The sequence below is a fragment of the Clostridium sp. MSTE9 genome (assembly GCF_000277625.1).
Taxonomy (GTDB): Bacteria; Bacillota; Clostridia; order Oscillospirales; family Acutalibacteraceae; genus Faecalispora; species Faecalispora jeddahensis.
The window spans coordinates 26,982-52,530 of record NZ_AKFU01000022.1; the positions used below are offsets into that span (position 1 = coordinate 26,982).

Sequence of the window (25,549 nt, forward strand, 5' to 3'; positions counted from 1 at the left end):
TATAACCTCCTTATCTGAATCAAGAAATTCTGTTGATGGCCTATTGTGTCCATTTTATCACCAGGCTGATCGGCAGGTGACGCAATGAACGCTTCGGTACGGCAGAGCCGTATCTGATGATTGTGTTGATTATATCATGAGACTTCTTTGAATACAAATACAAATAAAAATATAATTAGAATCATTATTATTTATATCCGGAAATAGGATCACATCATTTTTACCTGACTTTCTGTCGCTGCTGGAATAATGAAAAATGCTCAGGCCGAGCCATTGAGTGCAGGCCGCTTTGTTTAGGACAGTCAATGGTGCAGAATAGGCGGTCAGGCTGCAGCCGGAGCGGCATAATAAAATAGCGGTTTTGCAGGCTCTGCGAGTTGAGCGAAGAGAGTAGTTCAGACTTTGAGGTGATTACAAAAAGCAGCTTGCTGTTCCGTTTCTCGAAATCCCGATTGATCAGGAAGCCGGTTAAGGCACAATCGATATTCCGGAATCCCATCCTTCGCAGGAAAGCAGAATTCTTCGGCGAAGATAAAAAAGCAGTCCCGCATCGTTACCGGAAGCATTCGGTAACGATGCGGGGCTTTTTTGATGGAAGCCTTGACATTTTCTTTTATCCGTCATACTATTCATATTAGTATGTATTATATGACGAGGTGATAGGAATGGAAATCCCAAAAGGCCACTATATTTTTGGTACCGTAAAGGTGGGGGAACGCGGGCAGATCATTATTCCGAAGGACGCGCGCGAGGTGTTCGGGATTCAGGCCGGCGATACCCTGATCGTTCTGGGTGACGAAAAGTGGGGCATCGCTGTGACCAAAGCGGATGTCCTGCAAAAGCACGCCGGCGAAATATTTGAGAAGATAGAGGAGACCTCGAATGATGAAAGCGTTTGAGTCAACGAATCTTCCGTTTTTGCGGGAAGATTGCAAACAGGAATTCGCCGATCCCATGGGAACCCGCATTTATGGCAGGGCGGAGGAGCTGTATCACGAGCTGGTGGCGCGGGCGGATGATAAAGGGAATCCCGCGATCGCGGAGCACCTGCGCGGCAAGCTGTTCCCGGCAATGGCCTACTACAAAGCGCTGCTGGCGGAGGGCATCCCCCAGAGCGACGCGCTGGCCGCCGTCCGGCGCGAAACGCAGAAAGCCGCGCTGATCAAGAAAGAGAGCAGCGCCCAGATGGCGCGCATCCCGTTTGCGTTTCTTCTGTACCGCATGGGCGTAAAATCGCACATGAGCAAGAATTTCCCGGCAGAGGGCTGGGAAACGGAATGGGTGAGCAACAGCGGAAAAGAAATCCACTTTAATCTGCACCGATGTCTGTACTGGGACTCCTGTCGGCAGCATGGCTGCCCTGAGCTCTGCACGGTTTACTGCGAGAACGATACCACGGCTTTCTCGGGGCTGCTGCCGAAAATCCGGTTTGAGCGCAGCGGAACCCTGGGGGAAGGCGCTGCGTGCTGCGACTTTCATTTCCTCAACGGAAAATACGCTGCGCGCGATTGATCGGCCGAATCCGCCGGTTGGCGCCGTGTTCCTTGTCTTTGCGTGCCGTTCTTAACTTTTTGAATCACAGCACATACCATATGGTAGAGGAGGGCGATCAAAACTAAATAAAAAGGTGATAGTGATGGCCAGTACAGTATTGCAGCTCCAAAAAAACAGTGTCGCAAGCATTTTAGACAGCGGCAATTTTATCTTTGATCAAGTGATCAGCTCGGCCGGGAATCTCGGTTATGATCCGGTGACAGGCGTTGTCACGATTCCTGAAAACGGCCTGTATATCGTCGACTGGTGGGTGTCGATCCAGTCCACCTCCGGCTCGCCGGGTACTACTGTTCAGCTGATCTCGGACAAAGGCCAGGTATTTGACAGCAACTCGCCCAATAAAACAGGCAATATGGGCGGGATCGCCGTTCTGGATATCGACGACGCCCCGGTTACTTTTTCGCTGGTGAATATGTCGAGTGCGACTCTCTTTTTCTCCGGTATGATCTCATCGAAAGCCAATCTGCGGATTTCTGCCGTCGACAGCGGCGGCGGCGCGGCGGACAGCAGCCGCTGCTTCGCGCTGGATCAGTTCGCGCATGTTCTGGAACAGATCGTAACGCTCTACCCGGGCGCATCGGTCAGCCTGTTTTCCAACAGGCTTGCGACGATCACCGGGCCGATCAATTCCCTGTATCGATCGCCTGACGCCGGGAGCATTCCCATGCTGCTGCTGGGGGATGAGCCGGTCGCTTTCAGTATCGATAAAATAACGGTTCTCTATTTCCCGGACAGCGTTTACGACAGCTCCATTACCTATTTGACTCCTCCCGATCCGTTCCCGCAGAACTGCGATACGGATCAGATCAAGAACATTCATGATTATGTTGCGGTGGGCGACAGCATATCGTTTACGACCGGCCCCACCACAAGCGCTTCCGGCGATATTACGATCAACGAGTACGGCATTCTTGTTTTTGCGGACGCGACCTCTATGATGCTTGTCGTGACCCCGCAGATTTTCTCGATCCAGAAGGTAACCGGCGCGGCGCGCGCAGATCATTCGATCTCCATTTCAGCGCAATGAGCGTCAGCAGAAAAGAACCGTATCAGGTGTTTCTATGCGTATTTGTTCAGTAAGCGAAGTCTTAGGCTTCGCTTATTTTTCTATTTCGCACCGATTACATCAGGCACAAAGCAAGAGGATACCCTGCATCAGGGCATCCTCTGATTTTATGTCTGGATATTATTGACAACTTGGAACACAAGATGTATAATTATCTTGCGTTCCAAGTTAGGAGGTGGTCATTTGGGGGAACGTAAGAAGCCGGGGCCTCATCCAGAGAAGCCTTTGGAGCATGACCTGAAAGTCAGGGTTGATAATGAAACTTTGGATAAAGTGGAATTTTGTATGAAAGAACTGAAGATGACCCGTTCAGAGGTTTTGCGAAAAGGTATTGATACTTTGTATGACCAGCTCCAGAAAAAATGAAAGGAAGCGGCGCTCACTCTCCAAAGCAAATCGCCACTTCCCCAAAACCGACAGATGCCATAAGGCAAATGCAGCGTAAATAGTATAGCATGCGCCGCAGCTCCTTTCAAGCGCTGTCGGGAACATCATGAAAGGAAGCGATACAATTTTATTTGACTTTTGATATACAAAAGTGTTATACTTTTGTATATCAAAAGGAGGTGAACATTTGGCGAACCCGAAAATGGGGCGTCCCACTGATAATCCGAAAGACAAAACGCTCTTTATCCGTTTAGATAACGAAAGCAGTGAAGCGTTAGAAGCCTATTGCGAACAAGAACGGGTGACAAAAGCGGAAGCTGCTCGGCGTGGGATTAAGAAGTTAAAGGATGACCTCAAAAAATGAAAGGAAGCGGCGCTCACTCATCAAAGTAAAATCGCCACTTCCCCAAAACCGACAGATGCCGTAAGGCAAATGCAGCGTAAATAGTATAACATGCGCCGCAGCTCCTTTCAAGCACTGTCGGGAACATCATGAAAGGAAGCGATGCAATTTTATTTGACTTTTTTGGTTGCATAACTTGTAATGGCATTGTCGCCACAAAAGGAGGTGGGCCTATCAGCGAACCCAAAAAGATGGGGCGGCCAACGGACAATCCAAAAGATACGATGTTCCGGGTTCGGCTGGATGATAAGAGTGTACAAGAACTGGAGGAATCCGCCGAATCGCTGAAAATCAGCAAGTCGGATGTCGTGCGAAAAGGGATTGAACTTGTGTATAAAAGCCTCAAAAAATGAAAGGAAGCGGCGTAATTTCACTTGACTTTTCGTTGCTACAGGAATGTGATTGTTGTAGCTACAGGAAGGAGGTGCGTATGTCGCAAAAGAAAATCGGACGTCCGGTATCGCCCGATTCCAAGCATACAATGTTCCGTGTCCGCCTTGATAATACATCAATGGCAAAACTTGAAGAATGTGCGAAAGAGTTGAAAATAACACGGTCAGATGTTGTGCGCAAAGGAATTGAAAAGATACATGACGACCTCAAAAAATGAAGGGAAGCGGCGCCTCTCCAACTAAGAAACACGCCACTTCCCACACAACCGACAGATGCCATAAGGCAAATGCAGTGTAAATAGTATAGCATGCGCCGCACTTCCTTTCAAGCACTGTGGGAAAACATCATAAAAAGGAGCATGTTTATGATCATTCGGCAGCTAAAAGAAAATCAATATGAAACCCTCCGCAACTCCTTACTGAAAAATGCGCAGGCCGAACCGCTCAGCGCAAGCTATGTTGTCAGCATGACGGTGGATGGTGTAGAATATGCGGTAAGACTGCAGCCGGAGCGGCATCACAAAATAGCGGTTCTGCAGGCCCTGCGGATTACCCGGCGGGAAGACGGCCCAGGCTTTGAGCTGATCACCAAAAGCAGTCTGCTTTCCTCATTGATGGAACTCCTGATTCACCAAAGAGCGGGGGAAAGCCCGCTGACTCTTGTGGAAAACATTCACCTGTCGTGAAATTCAAATTGGGAAAGGAGCACAAGCGAAATGCTGAGCATGAAAGAGCGAATGATCCGGGGAATGACGTACCGCGGCGATGAAGAGCTGTGGGAAGACATGCGCAGGGTCAGAAGATTGCTGCGGACATACAACAACACCGGGGAGGATGAATTCGAGTACCGCACGCAGCTTCTGAAAGAAATGCTTGGGTCGATTGGGGAACATATTTACATCGAGCCAAACTTTCGCTGTGATTACGGCAGTCAAATCACCATCGGGAACCACTTTTACGCCAACTTTGACTGCGTGATCTTAGACGTTTGCCCCGTGACGATCGGCGATCACGTTTTGCTCGGGCCGCAGGTCGGCATCTATACACCCTCGCACCCCATCGATGCAGAGGTGAGGGCAGACATGCTGGAATACGGCAGCCCCGTCACCATCGGGGACGATGTGTGGATCGGCGGGCACGCGGTGATCAACGGCGGCGTCGAGATCGGCAGCGGCAGTATTATCGGGTCTGGGTCCGTAGTCACAAAATCGATCCCCGCCGGTGTGATCGCCGTCGGGAATCCCTGCCGGGTGATCCGGGAAATCACGCAAGAGGACGCGGCCTATTGGCAGAAACAAAGAGCAGAACTCGAGCAGGCGGCAGGTCTGCCGCGTTAACACAATACAGGGGAGCCCCCATCTCTGCCGAAGAAATCCGGCGGCGATGGGGGCTTTTTTGATCTCCTTTTCTATCTTAGTTGAGTGCCCCGCGGCAGGGCGTTTCACACCGCCTTGCACCCCTCATAAACGCATCAAGGTGATGTATTTTCACCCCGTTTGCAAGGCAATTTTTACCAAAAGGGTGGAAAGAAAAACATTTTGATAATAATGACTATTATTCTTTTATTTTAGCTGTTTAAGTTTGGCCCTTTTTGCGTTCTGCTTCTGATTGACACTGGAAATGCCCTCCCTGTATAATAAAGCTGTTAATATTTGGAATGTCGATTTTTGTCGAAGAAGAAATTTCAGCTTTGCCAGAAAAGTATTTTTGAACGCTTTATTGCGCACCCGGCGGTGAAACTGTCTGCCTGTATATCTCATAAAAAACACCTTTGAAAGGGAAGATTTGTATGATCAAATCAATGAAAACGTCAAGACACATGCCGCAAAGCCCCGGTACCCCCGGTAAGCTGCCGATGTTTCGCAAAATCGGGTTCCAGCTGGCTTTGTTTGCGACCTGTGCCATTCTTATCGTGGGCAGTGTGTCGGTGCTCTACATGTCGGCCAGCAATCGAAACGTCATCAATCAGATCGATACCGAAAGAAGCCAGATGGCGCTTACCACCATGAATTCCATGATAAAGGACTACGAAACACAGTCCGCCGCGGCCGCCGAACACCTTGCCGCCAATGCAGAGGTGATCCATGCGATGCAGCTTGGCGATGCCGCCGCTGTAAAAACGGCGGTGAGTCAGTCCATGAAACAAATGGCCACAGATGTGGACTTTGTAACGGTTGTCAACGGCCAGGGGGGGCGTGATCGCGTGCACCCTCGACGATAAAACGGGCGATTCGGTAACGGGCCAGGCCAACGTTGCAAAGGCGCTTAAGGGAGAAACCGCGACGGTTACCGAAACCGGCGCCGATATCAAGCTCGCCATTCGCACCGGCTCGCCCGTCAAGGATTCTTCGGGTAAGATCATCGGCGCGATCTCAACCGGGTACTCTTTGGTGAACACCGAGTTTGTAGACAAAATGAAAAGCATGACCGGCAGCGAGTTCACTATTTTTGTGGGGGACGAGCGTGTCAATACCACGATCATCAGCAACGGCCAGCGCGCCGTCGGCACAAAGCTGGATCAGAAAATCGCCAAAACCGTACTCGACGAAAAGTCGCAGTATTTCGGCTCGGCCGATATTCTGGGCGTTCCCCACGCGACCGCCTATCAGCCGATTGTGGATTCCAACAATCAGGCGATCGGTATTTATTTTGCCGGCCTTTCTCTGGAGGAATCCAATGCGGCAATGCGTAACGCCACGGTGATTTCCGTTGTGCTGGAGCTTCTGCTGGTATTGCTGGCGATCACGCTTCTGCTGCTGTTCGTCAGGCGCACCATTTCGCGTCCGCTGGACGAAATGGCACAGGTCGCGACGCAGCTCGCGCAGGGGAACCTGAACATTGCGCTGGAATACCGCGCGAAGAATGAGCTGGGGATTCTGGCGGACGCTCTGCGGTCGACCGTTTCGTCTCTGCAAAGCTATATTCAGGATATTTCGGAAAAGCTCCATCAGATGGCGCAGCGGGATATGCGCGTGCAAATGGATTTGGAATATGTGGGTGACTTCGCGCCGATCCAGACCGCGCTGGTTCAGATTTCCAGCTCGCTGAATCAAACGCTTTCGCTCATTGATGTCGCGTCGCAGCAGGTCAATACCGGGGCCGAGCAGGTGTCTGCGGCGGCGCAGGCCCTGGCCGCGGGCGCCTCCGAGCAGGCGGCCACCGTGCAGGAGCTGACGGCCTCGATCGCGACCGTCGATCAGCAGGCGGAGGCCAACGTGCAGAATGTGCGGCAGGCCACGGAATATGTGGCGCAGGCCGCCGCGGGGATCCTGCAGAGCAATGAAGAGATGCAGAAGCTGACCCGCGCGATGGATGAGATCCGCGAGTCGTCCGAGCAGATTTCAAGCATTACCAAGGTGATCGAAGATATCGCGCTCCAGACGAATATCCTCGCCCTGAACGCGGCGATCGAGGCCGCGCGGGCCGGTACGGCAGGCAAGGGCTTTGCCGTGGTGGCGGATGAGGTGCGCAACCTGGCGGCCAAATCGGCGGAGGCTGCCAAGCAGACGGCCGTTCTGCTTCAGAATGCCGGGGGCACCGTCAAAGAGGGCGGCGAGATCGCGGCGAATACCTCGCGCGTGCTTTCCCAGGCGGGCGAGCAGGCGAAAATGATCAGCGTTTCCATTGAGCAGGTCGAGCGCGGCTCTGTGGAGCAGGCCGGCGCGATCGAGCAGATCACGCTGGGGCTGTCGCAGGTATCTTCCGTGGTTCAGAACAACGCGGCCACGGCGGAAGAAAGCTCCGCTTCCAGCGAAGAGCTGGCGGCGCAGGCCCAGGCCCTGCAGCAGGAGGTTTCCAAGTTCATTCTGGAAAAACCGCCGGCGGCCGATACAAGCCGTTTGGATGGAATGGAAGAACGCTTTTTCTAAACAAAGCTCCCGGCCGCGGCACCGTAAGGTGGATGCGGCCGGGTTCGTTTTTACAGCAGTTTTTATGATGCTGTCAATTGCCGGGATCACTCCGAATCGTGGCAGATGGATCATACGATATCGCTTCCGTTTTCCTCTGGGCCGGAGGGGTGCAGTATTTTGTGTGCCCCCTATTGACTTAGAGCGCACTATCAGTGCTATACTGTTCACAGAAGAAAGAAAGGAGCGAGAGATGATGAAAGTCATAGCGATCAACGGCAGTCCCAATCAGGACGGAAATACAGGTCACGCCCTGCAAATCATGAAAAAAGAGCTGGAGCGGCAGGGGATAGAGGTTGAAGTGATCTGGGTCGGGCGCCTGAACATTCATGGCTGTATTGCCTGCGGCTACTGTTCCACTTCCGAACAGAACCGGTGTGTTTATCAGAACGACATCGTAAATGAAACCGCCGCAAAGATGCGTGAGGCAGATGGCTTTATTCTGGCCTCTCCCACCTATTACGCCGGAATTGCGGGAACCATGAAGTCCTTTCTGGACAGGGTGTTTTTCACAAGCTCGGAATATTTCAAATATAAAGTGGCGACCTCTGTGGCGGTTGTGCGGCGTGCCGGCGGGGTAGATGTGGTACATCAGCTGAATAACTATCTGAATCTGGCGGAGACGGTCACACCGCCGTCCCAGTACTGGACGGTGGGATACGGGATGGAGCCGGGAGAGGTGCTCCGGGATGAAGAGGGCATCCAGACCATCCGCAAAAATGCCCGATGTATGGCATGGCTGCTTAAGGTCATTGAAGCTGGCAAAGAGCATGTACCTTTCCCGGAGGAGGAAGATCGTGCGATGACCAATTTCATCCGGTGACAGCGGCAAAAACGGAACCGTGCACCTGTGTATGAAATGATAAAAAAAGAAGAGCTCCGATCGAAATTGTTTCGATCGGAGCTCTTCTTTTTTCATCAGCAGGCGGGCTGAAATTCCGGGCTGAGCATCAGCTCGTCGATCAACAGCGAGCGAAACTCGGGAATAAATCTGCTTGCAGGGTACAGCGGCGAAGTGCAAAGGCAGAGTTCAACGACGCAGCCGGGGAGAGGGATGATAACGGTATCCTGATTTCGCTGGGATGGGGCCCGCGATATGCCCAGCGCAAATGCATCCGTGCTGAGAAGAATGCCGTCTTTTTGATCGCGGTCGGTAACCAGAATCATATTGATCGCGCTGTTTGGAAGAAATGTGCGGGTTTCCTGCATGACTATGGTCAGAAGATTCGTGCCGTCTTGTTTTTTCACATAATCCACACAGGGATAGTTCGCCAATGCCTGAAAATCAAAATCCTTTCCCGGATTATCCGGATCGCAATGCTCCAATAAGGGATGCCCTCTGCGCAGAAGGACATTGACGGGCAGGGCGCCTAAAACATCCAGTTGAATCTTTTTTTGGTCGCGAAGCTCGTGAAGATGATATTTGATCGAGAAGTTTGCCATCATCACCTCAAGATCGATCTGACCGGTGCGGAGCAAATCGACGGAGTGGTCAAGGTCACAGTTCTGCATGGTCATGTGCAGGTCTTTTTGATCGTAATAGCGGCTGCAAAGCTTGGCAAAGGCATTGGTGCAAAAGGAAGAAGAGGAAAGCACCCCGATATGAAAGCACTCTTTCTCCTTGGGGACGTTCAGCTGCATCAATTCATCGTAGCTGCTCAGAATGCTTCGGGCATGCACCATAAACATTTCCCCCTGATCGGTCAGCCGAATGCCATCCTGGGTTCGAAGAAACAGTTTGATCCCCAGCTCTTTTTCAAGGGAGAGGATGGTACTGCTCAGATTGGATTGGGTCAGGAACAGGAGCCGGGCCGCTTTTGAAATCGAACCGATTTTAGCCGCTTCCACCACATAACGCAACTGGTTGAACGTCATATAACCACCCCCGTAATTTGCCGAATCTGACTTTAATGCATTATATCATAAAAGCACCTATAAGTAAAATCAAATCCCCAGATATGCGTTTTCAGAGCTGCAAAGTCCGGCGTTTCTATGGTAAACCTGATACAGGAAAAAGGGGATTTTCCCTTCTCTTTTTGCGCATTTTGCGTGTAAAGACAATGCAACCTGAAAAAGGAGGTTATTTTGTGGAAAAAAAGCAAGTGTATGAATTCCTTGAGGAAAACCGGGCGGTGTTCAACGATGTGAGCGACCATGTCTGGGACTACGCCGAGACCGCTTTCCAGGAATTCCAGTCGATGGACTGCATCTGCGAAGCGCTGGAACGCTTCGGTTTCCGTGTTGAAAAAGGTGTGGCAGAGATTCCCACCGCGTTCATTGGCACTTGGGGGTCGGGTCACCCGGTGATCGGCTTCCTCGGTGAGTTCGACGCTCTTTCGGGAATGAGCCAGGAGGCCGGCGCCGCCGAACAGAAGCCCGTTTGCGAAGGGGGCAACGGTCACGGCTGCGGTCACAATCTGCTCGGCGCGGGCTCTTTAGGGGCCGCCGTCGCCTTGAAGGAATATCTGGAGAAAAACGGGAAGCAGGGTACCGTCAAGTATTTCGGCTGCCCGGGAGAAGAGGGTGGCTCCGGAAAAGCCTTTATGGCTCGCGGCGGCGTCTTTGACGGTTTGGATGCCGCGCTTACCTGGCATCCTGGCAATTTCAACGGTGTTGCGAACGTCAATTTTCTTGCCAATTACCAGATTCTTTACAAATTCAAGGGGCGCGCGTCCCATGCCGCGGCCGCGCCGCAGAATGGCCGCAGCGCGCTGGATGCGTTGGAGCTGATGAATGTGGGCGTGCAGTTCCTGCGTGAGCACGTTCCGCAGGAAACCCGCATCCACTACGCCATTACAAATGCCGGCGGATTCTCCCCCAATATCGTGCAGCCCAGGGCCGAGGCACTCTATCTGATCCGTGCGCCGAAACTGGAACAGGTGGAAGAGATTTATCAGCGCGTCAATCAAATCGCCAGAGGAATGGCTATGGCTACGGAGACCGAGGTGGAAATCGAATTCATCAAGTCCTGCGCCAACATGATTCCCAATAAGGCTCTGAACTCGGTGCTTTACCAAAACCTTCTCTCGGCGCCGCCCATCGTTTACAGCGACGAAGATCTGGCTCTTGGCAAGGCGCTGGACGCCACACTGGCCAACATGCCCAATCTATCCAGCGTTGGTGTGACGGAAGCGGAGGCGGAGGCCTTTGAGGAAGAAATGGCCGGGCAGGCACTTTTTACACAGGTGCTTCCTTTTAATGCCCAGCGGGAAATCAAGGTGCTTCCCAGTTCCAGCGATGTGGGCGACGTCAGCTGGAATGTGCCCACGGCGCAAATCTCCGCCACGTGCAGGACTTTGAAATCGCCGGCGCACACGTGGCAGACGGTGGCGATCGGCCGCAGCGAGGCTGCTCACAAGGGACTTATCTATGCCGCCCAGGTGCTGGCCGGAGCCGCCATCGACCTCATTGAGGACGACAGTCTGCTCAAAGCCGCTCAGGAGGAATTTGTCCGCCGGATGAAAGGGAAGAAATATATCTCGCCCATCCCCGCCGATGTGAAACCCCGCGCCATCAGCGAGCTGTAAGCTTTTCCGCCGCCGGAGCAGTCCTGAACCAAGTTTCTTTCTGGCAGCGGGTTTTGCGGTGAGCGCGTAGCCGGCACCATATTTTTAGAGCTTGAGTTTTTTTACAGAAAGGTTGAAAGCCACGTTCGTTTTCCAAAATAAAAGGAGGGTCAGCCATGGAAGTTGTGGAAACTGTTGATCGAGGCGCTGAATTGACGTTGGATCAGAAAAAACAGCGCAATTTCAAGAACTATTATTTTTATGTTGAACTGCTTTTCTATGTTTTACAGGGTATTTATGTTGCGGGTCTTCAGGTCTATGTCGTTCATTACACTACGAATGTGTTCAAGCTGGATTATGCGGCGATTTCCACTGTTATCGCGCTCTCTGGAATCCCTACCTATTTGAAGATGTTCACCGGCCTTTTGTCCGACAGAGTGCCTGTGGGGAAATTCGGCAGAAGAAAACCGTATTTAATCATGGGCGGCGTCCTGTTCATCCCCGCCTTTATCGTTCTCTCTACCATCACTACATATTCTGCAATCTGGCTTGGCGCCCTCATCCTCTGCAGTACCTGTTTTGTGATTGTTGACGGTACGGCGGACGCTTTGACCGTAGACATTACGCCGGATGAGCATACCAGCAAAATGCAGGGTTTTGCCAACGGCGGCAGATATGTGGGAATGGCGATAGGCGTTGCGCTTGCCAGTGCGTTGCCGAGTATCGTCGGCTGGCGTGTCGTCGCTATTTTCCTGGGTGTTGCCGCGGCGGGTCAGGCGTTTTCCACTCTCCTGTTCAAAGAACTCCCCGAAACCAAGGAGAAAGAAAAGCTGATCCCCATCAAAACGGCTATCAAAATAGGGTTTGGAAACAGGGGCGCATGGCTGGGCTTGCTGTTTGCGGTCTTTTTTATGGGCGCTATGGGAATGGCGATCATGATCGGCCCTGTGGTGATGAAGAATACCAATTCGGCGGTTTTTGGAATGGCCACGATGACGCAATACATCGCGGTTGCGGCCGGTGCTTTTGTCGTAGGGCAGCTTGTAGAGAAAATCGGCGGCCTCACCAACAGGAATCTTGCCATTCTGTTTGTTGCTATCTGGGTTTTGATGTGTCCCTGGCTGCTGGTGAATGGGAACTGGGACAACACCTTTATGGTTATTTTTGCCCAAGCTGCGATGGGATTCGCCAGAGGAGCCGTTTCTGTTATTACCTACGCTGTCCTGATGCGGCTTTGCTCCGAATCGATCGAAGGCTTTATGTTCTCGATCTTTACCAGTGTCATGAACCTCGGCCTGCATATGGTGTCGCCCAAGATCATCGCTTACTTTGGCGAAACGCTGGGGATGGGCATGGTACCCGCCATGTTTACCATGATGCCGATGATGCTGATCGGCATGCTGTTGATTCCGACCATCAACAAGAGTGTGGAGGAAAGAAGAGCCAAAGAGGCGGCAGTCTCTCAAGCGGTTTAAACCCTGCCGCGCGGGTGCCTTACCTGTTCTCCCGAGCGGGAAAGAGCACTTTTTGATAGATTTGTTTTGTGTGGTTTGATCAGCGTGGATTGATCGTGTGGGAAACCCGGCAGATGAGCCAATGGCTCGTCCGCCGGGTTTCGTCTGTATTTTTTAATGTACTTGGTCTATGTGGGTAATCGCCTTGGATTGCTCTTCTGTATAACGCCGGGAATACTCCCGAAAGCAAGTTGAGGAGATAGGTTTGCAGCAATTTTAACAAAATTTGAATAATTGCCAAATTTGTTTGATAAATATTTACCGAAAAATCATTTACACTCCCCTGAAATTATATTATAATTGTTGCAGTTTCGTATTTTCTGAATTGGGAGTGGTCAGAAACATGAGCAGACTTGAAATTATTACACCGAATAGAGCACAAACCACTGTCGAAAAGCTTTACCGCGATCTGGAACGCCGGATCATTGCCAGCCCTCCAAACCTGTGTCCCGTCGATCTGGCGGCATCCTTTCTAAAAATCTGCAGGGCGCAGACGTGCGGAAAATGCGTGCCGTGCCGCATTGGACTTGCACAGCTGGAACACCTGCTGGAGGATGTGCTGGATCAGAAGGCTACAATGGAAACCATAGATTTGATTGAGCGGACGGCCTCCATTATTGTGCAGTCGGCAGACTGTGCGATCGGCTACGAGGCGGCCGACATGGTGCTCAAAGGGGTCCGGGGCTTCCGCGAGGATTACGTGGAGCACGTTGTGACGGGCCGATGTACGTGCAGCCTGAATCAGCCGGTTCCCTGCGTTGCGCTGTGTCCTGCCGGGGTGGACATCCCGGGGTATATTGCCCTGGTGCACGCGGGCAGGTATGCCGACGCGGTTCAGCTCATCCGAAAGGACAATCCGTTCCCGACGGCCTGCGCGTTTGTCTGCGAGCACCCCTGCGAGGCGCGCTGCAGAAGGAACATGATCGACGCTTCCATCAATATCCGCGGGATCAAACGCTATGCCGTCGACCACGCGGGCAAGGTTTCCGCGCCGGTTTGCGCGCCTGCAACCGGCAAACAGGTGGCGGTCATTGGGGCTGGGCCGGGCGGACTGAGCACCGCTTATTATCTGTCCCTGATGGGTCACAGCGTCACCGTTTACGAAAAGCAGCCGCATCTGGGCGGAATGCTGCGGTATGGCATCCCGAGCTATCGCCTGCCGCGTGAGCGGCTCTGGGACGATATTGAGGCGATTCTCTCTACCGGGGTTCAGGTGAAAACCGGAGTCAACGTCGGCAAGGATATCGAAATTTCCGACCTGACGGGAACATATGATGCGGTTTACATCGCGATCGGCGCGCATTCAGACAGAAAGATCGGCATTCCGGGCGAAAACAGCCGCGGTGTCCTCTCCGCGGTGGATATGCTGCGCGCAATCGGCAACAATGTGAAATCCGGCTTTGCCGGGAAAACCGTGGTGGTGATCGGCGGAGGAAACGTTGCGATGGATGCGGCCCGCTCTGCCGTGCGTCTTGGCGCGGAGAAGGTCGCGATCGTTTATCGCCGCCGTGAGGAGGACATGACCGCTCTGCCGGAAGAGGTGCAGGGTGCCGCAAATGAGGGTTGCCGGATTTTGTGTCTGCAGGCGCCCTCCCGGATTGAAGCCACCGAAGACGGCGACGTCGCCGCGCTGTGGGTCCGCCCCCAGATCATCGGCAACATGGATTCCGCCGGGCGCCCGAAACCGGTGGACGCGGATATGGAAGAACGCCGGATTCCCTGTGATCTGATCGTATCGGCCATCGGCCAGAGCGTGGAGTATGGGCCGTTTGCGGAATATGGCGTGCCGGTCAGCAGGGGAAGCATCATCGCGCAAAGCTGCGCCCGGGTAGACAATATTCCGAATCTGTTTGCCGGCGGCGACTGCGTCAGCGGGCCCGCAACGGTGATCAAGGCCGTGGCCGCCGGTAAAGTGGCTGCCGCCAATATCGATAACTTCTTGGGATATCATCACGAGATCACGACGGATGTGGTCATTCCCCCCGCCAATATGGACGACAGAACCCCCTGCGGCAGGGTAAACCTGACGGAGCGGGAATCGGATGAGCGAAAGAACGACTTTGATCTGATGGAAAGCGGCATGACCGATCAGGAAGCCGCACAGGAATCCTCGCGGTGCCTGCGCTGTGATCACTTCGGCTATGGCGTGTTCAAAGGGGGGAGGGCTTACAGATGGTAACGGTTACGATCAATCACAAGGCGTATGAGGTGGAGGAAGGCTCCACGATTCTGGATGCGGCGGCCTCCGTTGGAATCCATATTCCCACGCTCTGCTACCTGAAGGGCATCAACGAAATCGGGGCCTGCCGGGTGTGCGTGGTCGAGCTGGCCGGAAAGGATAAGCTTGTGGCCTCGTGCAATAACCGGGTGGAAGAGGGAATGGTGGTTTACACCAACAGCCCGCGCGTCCGTGAAGCCCGCCGGGGAATTGTCGAGCTGATTCTTTCACAGCACGACTGCTACTGTTCCACCTGCGTGCGCAGCGGCAACTGCGGCCTGCAGCGGATCGCAAACGATCTCGGCATTCTCGACCTGCCGTATCAGCGCGAGCTGCCGGTTTCAGAGTGGAACAAACGCTTCCCGCTGATCCGCGATTTTTCCAAGTGCATCAAGTGTATGCGCTGCATTCAGATCTGTGATGAGATTCAGGGCATGCATATCTGGGATGTGGCAAATACCGGCTCCCGTACAACGGTAGACGTTACCTGGAACCGGAAGATAGAGGATTCCGACTGTGCGCTCTGCGGTCAGTGCATCACACACTGTCCGGTAGGCGCGCTGCGCGAGCGCGATGATACTGAAAAAGCGTTTGCCGCGCTGGCGGACCCGGATAAAATCACGGTGGTTCAGATTGCGCCCTCCGTGCGCGCGGCGTGGGGAGAGCCGTTCGGTCTGCCGCGTGAGCAGGCGACGGTGAAGCGACTTGTTGCGGCGCTGCGCAAAATGGGATTCCGTTATATTTTCGATACGAATTTCGCCGCCGACCTCACCATCATGGAAGAAGGCAGCGAGCTGCTGGAAAAGCTGGGCCACCCCGAAGCTGCCCGGTTCCCGATGTTTACCTCGTGCTGTCCCGGGTGGGTGCGGTTTATCAAATCGCAGTATCCCGATATGGTTGGCAACCTTTCCAGCGCCAAATCACCCCAGCAGATGTTTGGCGCCGTGGCCAAAAGCTACTATGCGGATTTGCTGAACGTAGACCCGAAACAGATTTATTCCATTTCTGTGATGCCGTGCCTTGCCAAAAAGGACGAATGCGCGCAGAAGGTGCTCAATGATGCCGGAGCGGGGCAGGACGTTGATCTGGTGCTGACGACGCGCGAGATCGACCGCATGATCCGCGCGGAGCATATTCTGGTGTCTGAGCTTCAGGAAGAGGAGTTTGATATGCCGCTCGGCGTCGGTACCGGCGCGGCCGTGATTTTCGGTACCACCGGCGGCGTGATGCAGGCGGCCCTACGCTCAGCATATTACCTGGCGACGGGAGAAAATCCCGACCCCGAAGCGTTCCTTGAGGTTGGCGGTATGCAGGGCTGGAAGGAAGCGAATTTCCGCATTGCCGACCGCACTCTGCGGGTGGCTGTGGTCAACGGGCTCGGGAACGCGAGAAAGCTGATGGAGTCGATCCGCACAGGGAGAACCGCGTATGATTTTGTTGAAGTGATGGCCTGTCCGGGCGGCTGCGCCGGGGGCGGCGGCCAGCCGATTACAGACGGCATGGAATTCGCGCAGATTCGCGGCGAACAGCTCTACGAGCTAGATAAAGGGAATACGCTGCGCTTCTCTCATGAAAATCCGGCGGTGCTCGGGGCTTATCGCGATTATTTTGAAAAGCCGCTGTCGGAGCGTTCCCACAAGCTGCTTCATACCAAGCATAAGAAGTGGGAGTGTCCGCTTTCCCCGTATCTTGATCAGGATCGGTCAAATGAGGTCTATTGATTTGATCGGAATACCACCTTAAAAAGTGATCAAATTCCTCCCCCGCCGCAGGCGGGGGAGGAATTCACTGTACTTGCACAGGTTATTGAAAGTGAGTTGACGATAAAAAAGATTTCGCTTAACGCTGTCAAACGGGATCAGCCGAGAGCTTTGTTTCCGGCCGATCCCGTTTGCGTTTTTTCTCGCATGCAGATACTCTGTCTTTTACCTTGGCAATCTGTGTGTTTCGTCAACCGGCTTTTTAGCAATCGGCTTGACAAGAACTGCCTGCTGTGGTATATCTTTATTGTACAGAATTTCATACAACTTAATAAAAAAGCTGTGAAAAGAACAAGTAGACTCATCTCAACCGAGCGAAGAGAGAAACGGATGATGGGAACGTTTCCCCGGCGGTGAGCTCAAAATCCTCTTGGAGCTGCAGGCTGAAAGGGGCTGGCCCCTCAGTAGGTTCTGACGGAAGCCCGCCGTAGAAATGGGAAACGGCGCAGGATGCCTGTGTTGTGATAAGGCGTGAAGGCAATTCTTTCACGTGAAATTAGGTGGTACCACGATCGATTCGTCCTAATACGGGCGGGTCCTTTTTTTATGCCCGAAAATGATTGGATGATGGGCGATTCGTTTGAAAATGACCTTGTAAAAGTATAGCGGTTTCTTCCCACGCCTGCGGCAGAGAAGAAAACCTTAAAGTGATTATGATTCGAAAAGAAAAGAGGAGCAGGAAAAATGAAAAGCCAGAATATTTATTTGCCGAATTACAGTGTGGGGGAAGACTGCTATCAGGAAATTCCGTTTCTGACAAGAAACTACGGCAATAAGGCGGTCGTGATCGGCGGCAAAACTGCGATGGAAAAAGCGAAGGATGCGCTCATCAAAGGGATCGAGGGTTCCAGGGTAGAGCTTCTCGGATTTTTATGGTACGGCGGCGATTCCACCATGGAAAACGTGGAGAAGCTCCGCCGGGAGGAACTGGTTCAAAAGGCGGATATGCTGTTTGCGGTCGGCGGCGGCCGGGCCTGCGATACGGTAAAAACCCTCGGTGATCTGCTGGATAAGCCCGTGTTTACCTTCCCGACGCTGGCTTCCAACTGTGCGGCCTGCACGAACCTGAGCGTGATCTACAACACAGACGGTTCCTTCCGGCAGTATTACTACCAAAAGCAGCCCGCCTGCCATACGTTTATCAATACCAGAATCATTGCGGAATCCCCGTACGAAATGTTCTGGGCAGGTATTGGCGATGCGCTTTCTAAGGAGTACGAGGTGGTGTTTGCCTGCCGCGGCAAAAAAATGCACCATCTGCCGCTGCTGGGTCTGGGGATTTCAAAAACCTGCACCTCTCCGCTGCTTACCTTCGGCAGCCGGGCGCTGCAGGACTGCAAAAACAAACGGGTTTCGTTCGAGCTGGAGCAGGTCGCTTTGGATATTATCATTTTAACAGGGATCGTTTCAAACTGCACCGTGCACCAGAATCAGCCCGACCCCAAGGATAATTACTATTACAATAGCTCGCTGGCCCACTGCGTGTATTACGGCAGCTCTCTGATTCCCGCCTGTGAAAAGCACCTGCACGGCGAGATTGTTTCCTTCGGCGTACTCTGTCTTTTGACGTATGATAATCAGACAGAAGAGCGGGACAGGATTCTGGATTTTAACCGCAGCATTGGGCTTCCTGTTACCATGGAGCAGATCGGTCTGACCGAAGCGGATCTGCCGGTGGTCACGAAAAAGGCTTCCTCTGTGGTGGAGTGGGAATATGCCCCCGGCAACCCTACGGAAGAGAAGTTCATTCAGGCGGTTCTCGAGGCCGACAGGGCCGGGCGCAAAGCGCTTGCCCGCGGCAGTATCTGAATCTGGTCTGACAGGGCGGAATCTATAAAATTTGTTTCTACAAATAAAAATCGGCAGCGGGCGGTAGGCGATAGCCGGATGTGCCCGTGTCCGGAAGCACCGGAAAGATCAGTACGACAACAAAACAGGTGTCGGCTTTTTCTGACACCTGTTTTTCTGATGTTTCTTTCTAAAACGAAAGCGGAATTTTGCGGATAAGCGCCTGTTTTTATAAATAATATTTATTTTTAACTTTCACTCTCTTCATTCCTGGGCGATTGAACCGATTAAATAATAAAACAAGTTTCTTTATTGTTTTTATCGATGGAATGACAGACCATCCTGTTGTTGGAGGAAAAAAGGTGGAACTCTTTTTGCTGTTACCAGTGTTGCTCATGGCGAGCGGCGGAGCTTCGATTGCATGTGTGCTGTACACGGTTCAGGGCAATTACCGGCCTGTCATCAACAGAATATTTGCAGCCATGGGGGGTTCCGTTTTCCTATGGTCGCTTGGTCTGGCGATTCAGACCGTCGGTTCCTTGCCGGCCATCCGTTTTTGGGGGAGCCGCCTTGCACCCGTTGGTTATATAACGATATTTGCATTTCTGCTGCACTATATCCTGTTTCTAACCGAACCTCCCCCGTTTTTAAAAAGGCCGTGGATTCCCGTACTGATTTATCTGCCGGGCACGGTTTTCCTTTATGGTCTGGCGCTGCGGCCGCTGCTTGGGGCGAGACGGGACCATATGGTCCAAACAGCGCTTGGCTGGGCGACTATTCCCTTAAGCGGCTGGTATACCGCGTTTTGCTGTTATTATATTGTGTACTTCATTATCATTGCGCTGCTGCTGAAAAACTGGGGCTCTAAAACGGCGTCGGCGGAAGTGCGAAATCAGGCGCGTCTGCTTCTGGTTTCTCTGTGGGTCTGTATTGCGCTCGGCACGGTGACGGAAGTGATTCTGCCCCTGCTGGGGATCCATACTCCGAGCATTGCGCCGATTTTTTCCCTGCTGCCTGTTCTGGCGGTGAGCCATTGCGTCAGGCGATATGGCTTTATGCAGCCCGCTGCGGGGAACCCCAACGAAACCATTTTGGACCGCGCGAACCGCACCATGCTGTATCAGATTTTAGGCTTCTTTTTTCTTTTTGGGAGCTTGATGAACCTGCTCAGCCAGCACTTTTTTTATCGAGAGACCATGCTGTCCTCTTCCTTTTTGTTCAGCGGGCTGCTGATGCTGACCGGCGGCTTCATTTTATTTCTCAGCAGGCTTGTGTTCAACGAGCTGTTCAAAGAGCTCCTTTTTGCGGTGCTGTTTTCTTTGCTGATTCCTTTTGTCACCCTGCGATTCGCAGTTTACGGCAGTATTACGATCTGGACGTTCTTTTTTCTGCTGCTGATGGTCGGCCTGCTGTTCAATAAACGGATTCTGCTCATTACCATTCTGCTTTCCGCCGGGCAGACCCAACTGCTGGTCTACTGTGTTACACCGTTTGCGGTGGTAAGGCTCGATTCCGCGGACTATATGGTTCGGCTGGGCCTGATCGCGCTGGCCGGTATCATGAGTTTTTACATCAGCCGGGTATACCGGAACAGGCTTCGGGAAAATGCCGGCCACGCGTACCGCCAGACGCTGATCGCCGAGGTTGCGTACAGCATGATTTCGGTGGATGAGAAAAGCTTCGATGAGAAGATTGAGAGCCTGCTTTCTAAATGCGGCCCGTTCGTTCAGTGTGAATGGGCGTATCTGGCCCTTTGGAATCCCCAAAACAGGGTGATCCAGTACTGTCGTGAGTGGCGGGCGGGCACGGCCGCTTCCATTCCCACCATCTGCAAGGATGGCGCCCCGTTTTTGTGCAGGGAGCTTCTCGATCGAATTCCCGATAGCCGGGTGCTTGTGGTTCCGGACGTCGAACAGCTGCCGCTGGAGGCAGAAATGGTGAAGACCCAGCTGCGGCAGATGGGAATCCGCGGATTTGTTCTGACCTCCATTGTCAGGAACGGGGAAGAGTTTGGCTTTATGAGCTTTACGTCGTCTTCGGTGCATCCGGATTGGGCAAAGGAGCCGCCGCTGTTTTTGTCCCTTGTGGCCGATACGATCACCGATGCGGCCATTAAGCTCGACGATCGCAGAAGGATCGAATGGTCTGCGTTTCACGATACGCTCACAGGGCTGCCGAACCGCCTGTCCTTCAAGCACCAGCTGAATCTGGAAATGGAACGTGCTCAGAAAGAAAATATCAAAATCGCAGTGGCTTTCATCGATCTGGATGCCTTTAAATCGATCAACGATACTCTGGGGCACGATACGGGCGACCTGCTTCTTCGGGAGGTTTCAAAGGCGATTGCCGGCAGCATTGGGGCAGGCGACGTGGTGGCGCGGATCGGCGGGGATGAATTTGTACTGATGCTGAGCCGGGTGGCGGACGAGGAGGAACTGGTTCAGGCAATCCGCAGGGTTTTGGAGGCCATTCAAAGGCCGATCGTTCTGCGCGGCCAGGATTTTTATATGACCGCCAGCATCGGCGTGTCGTTGTATCCGTACGATGGAACAGATGCCGAAACACTGATGAAAAACGCCGACATTGCCATGTACGAGGCGAAAGGGCACGGCAAAAACCAATACGCCTTGTGTCTGCAGGCCTATAAGGACAAAGCGATGGAAAATGCGCGGCTGAGTAACCTGCTTTACCGCGCGATGGAAAAAAAGCAGCTCAGGGTTCACTATCAACCGCAGATCGATCTGCAAACCGGGAAAATTGTTGGGATCGAGGCCCTTCTGCGGTGGGAGCTGCCGGACCGAGGGTCTGTCAGCCCAACCGTTTTTATTCCCTTGGCGGAACAGACGGGGCTGATTCAGTCCATCGGCGCGTGGGTGCTCGAAACCGCCTGCGCCAAGTGTAAGGCGTGGCAGGACATGGGTCTTCCCCCGGTACGCATAGCCGTAAATATCTCTGTACATCAGCTGGAAAACAGAGGATTTGTGCAGCAGGTAGCACAGGTGCTCGAGAAAACAGGGCTTCCCCCAAAGTATCTGGAACTGGAGGTGACCGAGAGCGGGGCCAACAGCGGCAATATCGATATGGTCGTTTTGATGAATCAGCTCAAGCGGCTGGGGGTCTGCCTTTCGATCGACGATTTTGGAACGGAATATTCCTCTCTGGAGCGATTAAAGCTGCTGCCGATCGACCGGATCAAGATGGACATGCAGTTTGTCAGGGGGATCGAGCGAAGCGATAAAGACCGGGCGATCGCGCAGGCCATCATCAGCCTTGGGAAAAGCCTTGAGATGAAGGTGATCGCCGAGGGGGTGGAAACCGAGGAGCAGCTTCGTTTTTTAAGCCGCAGAATGTGCGACGAGGTGCAGGGCTTTTATTATTACAGGCCAATGCCCCCGGAGGAGCTGGAGAAGGTTTTCCGCCGCTGCCCGGATTTTGGCCGCAGAGTGATCCGGCAGGTGGATGAAAAGGAATCGTCCGTGAGGGAGCAGACCGACCGCAGCGGCAATGAGGAGTGATGATTTGATCATAGAAACGTACAGCGTATTGCTTTTAACAACCTGCGGCGCCGCGGTGGCCTGCGGGCTTTACGCCGTTCACGGCAGCGTAACGCGCCTGAACCGGTTGTTTTTGGCGATCTGCGCGACGCTTGCGGTATGGGCGTTTGGCCTTGCACTCACCGGCGCGGCCCGGACGGAAGAAATCTGTTCTGTCGGCCGCCGCATTGCGCCGCTGGGCTGGGGGATCATCGGCAGCCTGACGATGCACGCCGTTCTGCTGCTGACAGGGCGGGAGGGACTGCTGAAAAAACGGTGGTTATTTTTCCTGATTTATCTGCCTGCCGCTGTGTCGGTCTATGCCTACACCGTTCTGCCGCTTTTTGACCGGAATCCTGATACGCTGGTTCATACGGAACACGGCTGGGTGAACATCTCAAAGACGGACGGATGGGACTGGTTTTATTATATTTATATCGTCCTTTACGCCGCTGTGGCTGTAGTTCTGCTGCTGCGGTGGGGGCGGCACTCCACTTCGAACGATGAAAAAAAGCAGGCCAAAATTATCTCTTTTTCCTTTTTCTTTGCCGCTGTGCTGGGGTACATCACAGACGTTCTGCCCGTCTTTTTTCACATCCGTTTTCCGCAGGTGGCAGCCATTTTTGCGCTGGTGATGATTTTTGCGGTTGGCTACTGCATCAACCGGTACCATTTTCTGCAGCCGGTCGCCATCAGCCAGAACGAGATGATCCTTTCCAAATCGGCCCGCACGAACGTTTACCTCTATTTGGGGCTGATGCTGTTTGTCGGTGCGTGTCTGCTGCTGACAGACCGGTCTTTTTATACCGGGCATCAGAACGCCATCCCCGTGCAGGTGGTGAGCGGGCTGCTGGTGCTTCTTGGCATCTTTCTGGCTTCGATTGAACATTTGCGGCTTGAGGACAATGCGAAGGAAATGCTGGTATCTTTGTCCTTTGCGCTGATGATTCCGTTTTACACGCTTTGGTTTGCCGATGAGGGAATCTTTATCGCCTGGTCATTTGTTTTTTTGCTTATGATCATCTGTCTGCTCTTCAACCGCCTTATTATCCTTTCAACCGTGATCGTTACTGCGTTTTTAACGCAGCTGTTTGCGTGGGGCTACACGCCGCCCGAAGTGATTGTGCTGTCCGGAAAATATTATCTGGACCGGATGGGAGTGATTGCCTTTGCCGCTATTTTTGCAATGTACGTCAATAAAATTTATACGACCAGGCTTCAGGAAAACATCAACCATGTTACCATGCAGTCCATCGCGTCAGATATTTCACACAGCTTCGTATCCTCCGGCGAAATGAATATCGATCAAAAGCTGTATGCGGCGCTGGAGGAGTGCGGGCGCTTTATCGAATGTGACCGGGCCTGCCTGGTACTGATGAACATGCAGACAAATACCGTGCGCTATGCGGTGGAGTGGATGTCGGAAGCGGCAGACCTGCCCCGCGGCACATTAAGCGACGCCATACAAAATATTCGCTCAGAGATGTTCCGTCGGTTCCAAGGCGATGAGGCTCTTGTGCTGAAGGATACTCTCTTCCTGCCTACGGAGGCCGCAGAGGTGCGAGCCCAATTGCTTGCACAGGGCATCCGCGCCCTTGTTGCCGTGCCGATCCGGAACAAGGGTGAGCTCATGGGATTCGTCGGGTTTCATGCGGGCCGTCCGTTTTCCATGTGGAATCTGGATTCCATCGCGTTTGTCGAGGTTGTCGGGCTCATCCTTTCCGATGCTGTCATTAAGGCGGATGATGAAAAAGAGCTGAATTACTTGGCGTTTCACGATCAGCTGACCGGTTTGCCGAACCGCACCCTGTTTAAGGAAAGGCTCAGCGAATGGATTCCCCATGCGAAAAGAGACCGCAAAATGATCGGCGTCGTGTTCCTGGATCTGGATGCGTTCAAATCGGTGAACGATACGTTAGGGCACGGCCAGGGGGATCGGCTTTTGATTGAGGTCGCCAAGGCACTGAGCAGCTCGATTCGGGATGGGGATACGGTAGCCCGCTTTGGCGGGGATGAGTTCATTTTGATGCTCAGCCAGATTGCCTCACAGGAGGAGCTGACCGCGATCATGGATCGGTTGATGAAGGTAGTGCAGAAGCCTATCCTATTGGCGGAACAGGAGTTCTTTATTTCGGTGAGTGCCGGTGTGGCTGTTTACCCGCAGGACGGGGATGACCCGGAGGTGCTCCTCAAAAATGCGGACACAGCTATGTACCGCGCCAAAAGTGAGGGGAAGGGCCGTTATGTGTTTTGCTCTCAGGAAATCAAGGATGAAATACAGGCCAAAACGCAGCTTGTGAACCAGCTTTACCATGCGTTGGAAAAAAATCAGCTTCTGCTGCATTATCAGCCGCAGATCGACGTGGCCACGCGCCGGATTGTGGGGATGGAGGCTTTGGCCCGCTGGAATCTGCCGGGTCGGGGGATCGTCAGCCCGACGGAATTTATTCCACTGGCAGAGCAGACCGGACTGATTTATGCGATCGGCGAATGGGTGATGCGCGAGGCCTGCCGGCAGAATCAGCTCTGGCTGGGGATGGGCTGCACGAATCTGCGCATGGCGGTCAACGTCTCAGTGCAGCAGCTCAGGAACCCGAAGTTTATTCCGCTGGTCAAGGAAATCTTGCAGACGATGGAGCTTCCGCCGAACTGTCTGGAGCTGGAGGTTACCGAGAGCGTGGCAAACGGCAATACAGATCACATCATTACGGTGCTCCACCGGTTAAAGGCACTGGGCGTGTCGATCTCCATCGATGATTTCGGCACGGAGTATTCCTCTCTCAGCCGGTTAAAGCTTCTGCCGGTTGACCGGATCAAAATGGATATGCAGTTTGTTCACGGCATTGAAAAAAACAATAAGGACCGGGCAATCTCAAAGGTGATTATCAATCTTGCCAAGAACCTGAAAATGAAGGTGACTGCCGAGGGAGTGGAAACGGAACCTCAGCTGGATTTTCTCAGCCAGCGGATGTGCGACGAGGTGCAGGGCTTCTATTGTTACCGCCCAATGCCCGCAGATGAGGCAGAGGCTCTGCTGCGGGAGACTCTGTGCACACAGAAAGAGAATACATACAGCACGGGACTATGAAAGCAATCCCCGGAAGAGCCTGCCGTAACGGTGGAGTTTTCCGGGGATTGGTTTTTTGACTTTCACGAAAAAGTTTCATCGGTTATGCCGTGCAGATAAAATTCAGAGCAGTTTGATGACTTTCAACAAAAACGCCAATTTTAAGTAGAGGTATGGCAATGGTATCTTTGATGTCGCCAATATGATGTAAACACGGTGGAATGCAATCAAAGGGCGATGAAAGAGCGTACCAAACATAAAGCCACTGGAAGAGATTGCGAAGGGAATCTTCTCCATTATTCGGTATTTTATATCAGGAAAAGCCCTCAGAGCAAATTCCTTATTCCGGAAAAATGAATTGACGCCGCGTCATGGATGAAATTTGCAGGTGACATAATTTTAAGGGGACAACCCCTGAAAATCCGCGCTGAATGGGGGCTTTTGTTGCTTTTG

The 25,549-nt window shown here is 52.9% G+C and carries 20 protein-coding genes; 19 read left to right on the top strand and 1 reads right to left on the bottom strand.

All coding sequences use genetic code 11. The annotated features are described in order from the left end of the window. Positions 1-665 precede the first annotated feature (665 nt). From HMPREF1141_RS04930 to HMPREF1141_RS04975, 12 genes are all read left to right on the top strand, one after another. Positions 666-899, top strand: coding sequence for an AbrB/MazE/SpoVT family DNA-binding domain-containing protein (locus HMPREF1141_RS04930; RefSeq protein WP_009061760.1), 234 nt, complete (start codon positions 666-668; stop codon positions 897-899). Continuing rightward, positions 883-1,512: an L-2-amino-thiazoline-4-carboxylic acid hydrolase gene (locus tag HMPREF1141_RS04935; protein WP_009061753.1), complete on the top strand. Its 630-nt coding sequence runs from the start codon at positions 883-885 to the stop codon at positions 1,510-1,512. Before HMPREF1141_RS04930 ends, HMPREF1141_RS04935 begins: the two co-directional genes overlap by 17 nt. A gap of 124 nt (positions 1,513-1,636) precedes the next feature. Continuing rightward, positions 1,637-2,581 (top strand): hypothetical protein, encoded by a 945-nt coding sequence (locus tag HMPREF1141_RS04940; protein WP_009061768.1) that lies wholly within the window; start codon positions 1,637-1,639, stop codon positions 2,579-2,581. Positions 2,582-2,803: 222 nt separating this feature from the next. Further along, entirely contained in the window at positions 2,804-2,986 is a 183-nt protein-coding gene (locus tag HMPREF1141_RS04945) for a hypothetical protein (RefSeq protein WP_009061773.1), read from the top strand. Positions 2,987-3,194: 208 nt separating this feature from the next. Next, complete coding sequence (locus HMPREF1141_RS17485; protein WP_009061761.1) at positions 3,195-3,371, top strand: hypothetical protein; 177 nt, start codon at positions 3,195-3,197, stop codon at positions 3,369-3,371. 128 nt (positions 3,372-3,499) lie between these two features. Next, positions 3,500-3,763, top strand: coding sequence for a ribbon-helix-helix domain-containing protein (locus HMPREF1141_RS17670; protein WP_242824560.1), 264 nt, complete (start codon positions 3,500-3,502; stop codon positions 3,761-3,763). A gap of 77 nt (positions 3,764-3,840) precedes the next feature. Then, on the top strand, positions 3,841-4,020 hold the full coding sequence (locus tag HMPREF1141_RS04950) for a CopG family transcriptional regulator (RefSeq protein ID WP_009061775.1): 180 nt from the start codon (positions 3,841-3,843) through the stop codon (positions 4,018-4,020). Between the two features lie 147 nt (positions 4,021-4,167). Then, the gene (locus HMPREF1141_RS04955; RefSeq protein ID WP_009061671.1) at positions 4,168-4,488 is read left to right on the top strand and encodes a hypothetical protein; all 321 of its coding nucleotides are present in this window, start codon (positions 4,168-4,170) and stop codon (positions 4,486-4,488) included. A gap of 30 nt (positions 4,489-4,518) precedes the next feature. Then, on the top strand, positions 4,519-5,139 hold the full coding sequence (locus HMPREF1141_RS04960) for a sugar O-acetyltransferase (RefSeq protein ID WP_009061800.1): 621 nt from the start codon (positions 4,519-4,521) through the stop codon (positions 5,137-5,139). Between the two features lie 452 nt (positions 5,140-5,591). After that, the gene (locus HMPREF1141_RS04965) at positions 5,592-6,023 is read left to right on the top strand and encodes a hypothetical protein (RefSeq protein ID WP_009061750.1); all 432 of its coding nucleotides are present in this window, start codon (positions 5,592-5,594) and stop codon (positions 6,021-6,023) included. Further along, positions 5,998-7,671, top strand: a complete 1,674-nt coding sequence (locus HMPREF1141_RS04970; protein WP_009061781.1) for a methyl-accepting chemotaxis protein — start codon at positions 5,998-6,000, stop codon at positions 7,669-7,671. Before HMPREF1141_RS04965 ends, HMPREF1141_RS04970 begins: the two co-directional genes overlap by 26 nt. Positions 7,672-7,906: 235 nt before the next feature. After that, complete coding sequence (locus tag HMPREF1141_RS04975; RefSeq protein WP_035316578.1) at positions 7,907-8,533, top strand: flavodoxin family protein; 627 nt, start codon at positions 7,907-7,909, stop codon at positions 8,531-8,533. A 95-nt stretch (positions 8,534-8,628) separates the two neighbouring features. On the opposite strand, the gene HMPREF1141_RS04980 is transcribed toward HMPREF1141_RS04975, so the two are convergent. Then, positions 8,629-9,585, bottom strand: coding sequence for a LysR family transcriptional regulator (locus HMPREF1141_RS04980; protein ID WP_009061740.1), 957 nt, complete (start codon positions 9,583-9,585; stop codon positions 8,629-8,631). A gap of 212 nt (positions 9,586-9,797) precedes the next feature. Between HMPREF1141_RS04980 and HMPREF1141_RS04985 the strand changes: the two genes are divergently transcribed. The 7 genes from HMPREF1141_RS04985 (at position 9,798) to HMPREF1141_RS05015 (ending at position 25,117) form a co-directional block, all read left to right on the top strand. After that, positions 9,798-11,237, top strand: a complete 1,440-nt coding sequence (locus HMPREF1141_RS04985; protein ID WP_009061737.1) for an amidohydrolase — start codon at positions 9,798-9,800, stop codon at positions 11,235-11,237. Between the two features lie 155 nt (positions 11,238-11,392). Continuing rightward, positions 11,393-12,691, top strand: a complete 1,299-nt coding sequence (locus HMPREF1141_RS04990; RefSeq protein WP_009061782.1) for an MFS transporter — start codon at positions 11,393-11,395, stop codon at positions 12,689-12,691. Positions 12,692-13,073: 382 nt separating this feature from the next. Next, positions 13,074-14,909 (top strand): NAD(P)-binding protein, encoded by a 1,836-nt coding sequence (locus HMPREF1141_RS04995; RefSeq protein ID WP_009061774.1) that lies wholly within the window; start codon positions 13,074-13,076, stop codon positions 14,907-14,909. Beyond that, positions 14,903-16,669, top strand: coding sequence for a [FeFe] hydrogenase, group A (locus tag HMPREF1141_RS05000; protein WP_009061668.1), 1,767 nt, complete (start codon positions 14,903-14,905; stop codon positions 16,667-16,669). Before HMPREF1141_RS04995 ends, HMPREF1141_RS05000 begins: the two co-directional genes overlap by 7 nt. Positions 16,670-17,392: 723 nt before the next feature. Continuing rightward, positions 17,393-18,517, top strand: coding sequence for an iron-containing alcohol dehydrogenase family protein (locus HMPREF1141_RS05005; protein ID WP_009061666.1), 1,125 nt, complete (start codon positions 17,393-17,395; stop codon positions 18,515-18,517). A gap of 353 nt (positions 18,518-18,870) precedes the next feature. Beyond that, positions 18,871-22,011 (top strand): EAL domain-containing protein, encoded by a 3,141-nt coding sequence (locus tag HMPREF1141_RS05010; RefSeq protein WP_242824561.1) that lies wholly within the window; start codon positions 18,871-18,873, stop codon positions 22,009-22,011. A gap of 4 nt (positions 22,012-22,015) precedes the next feature. Further along, on the top strand, positions 22,016-25,117 hold the full coding sequence (locus HMPREF1141_RS05015; protein ID WP_009061691.1) for an EAL domain-containing protein: 3,102 nt from the start codon (positions 22,016-22,018) through the stop codon (positions 25,115-25,117). Positions 25,118-25,549 lie beyond the last annotated feature (432 nt).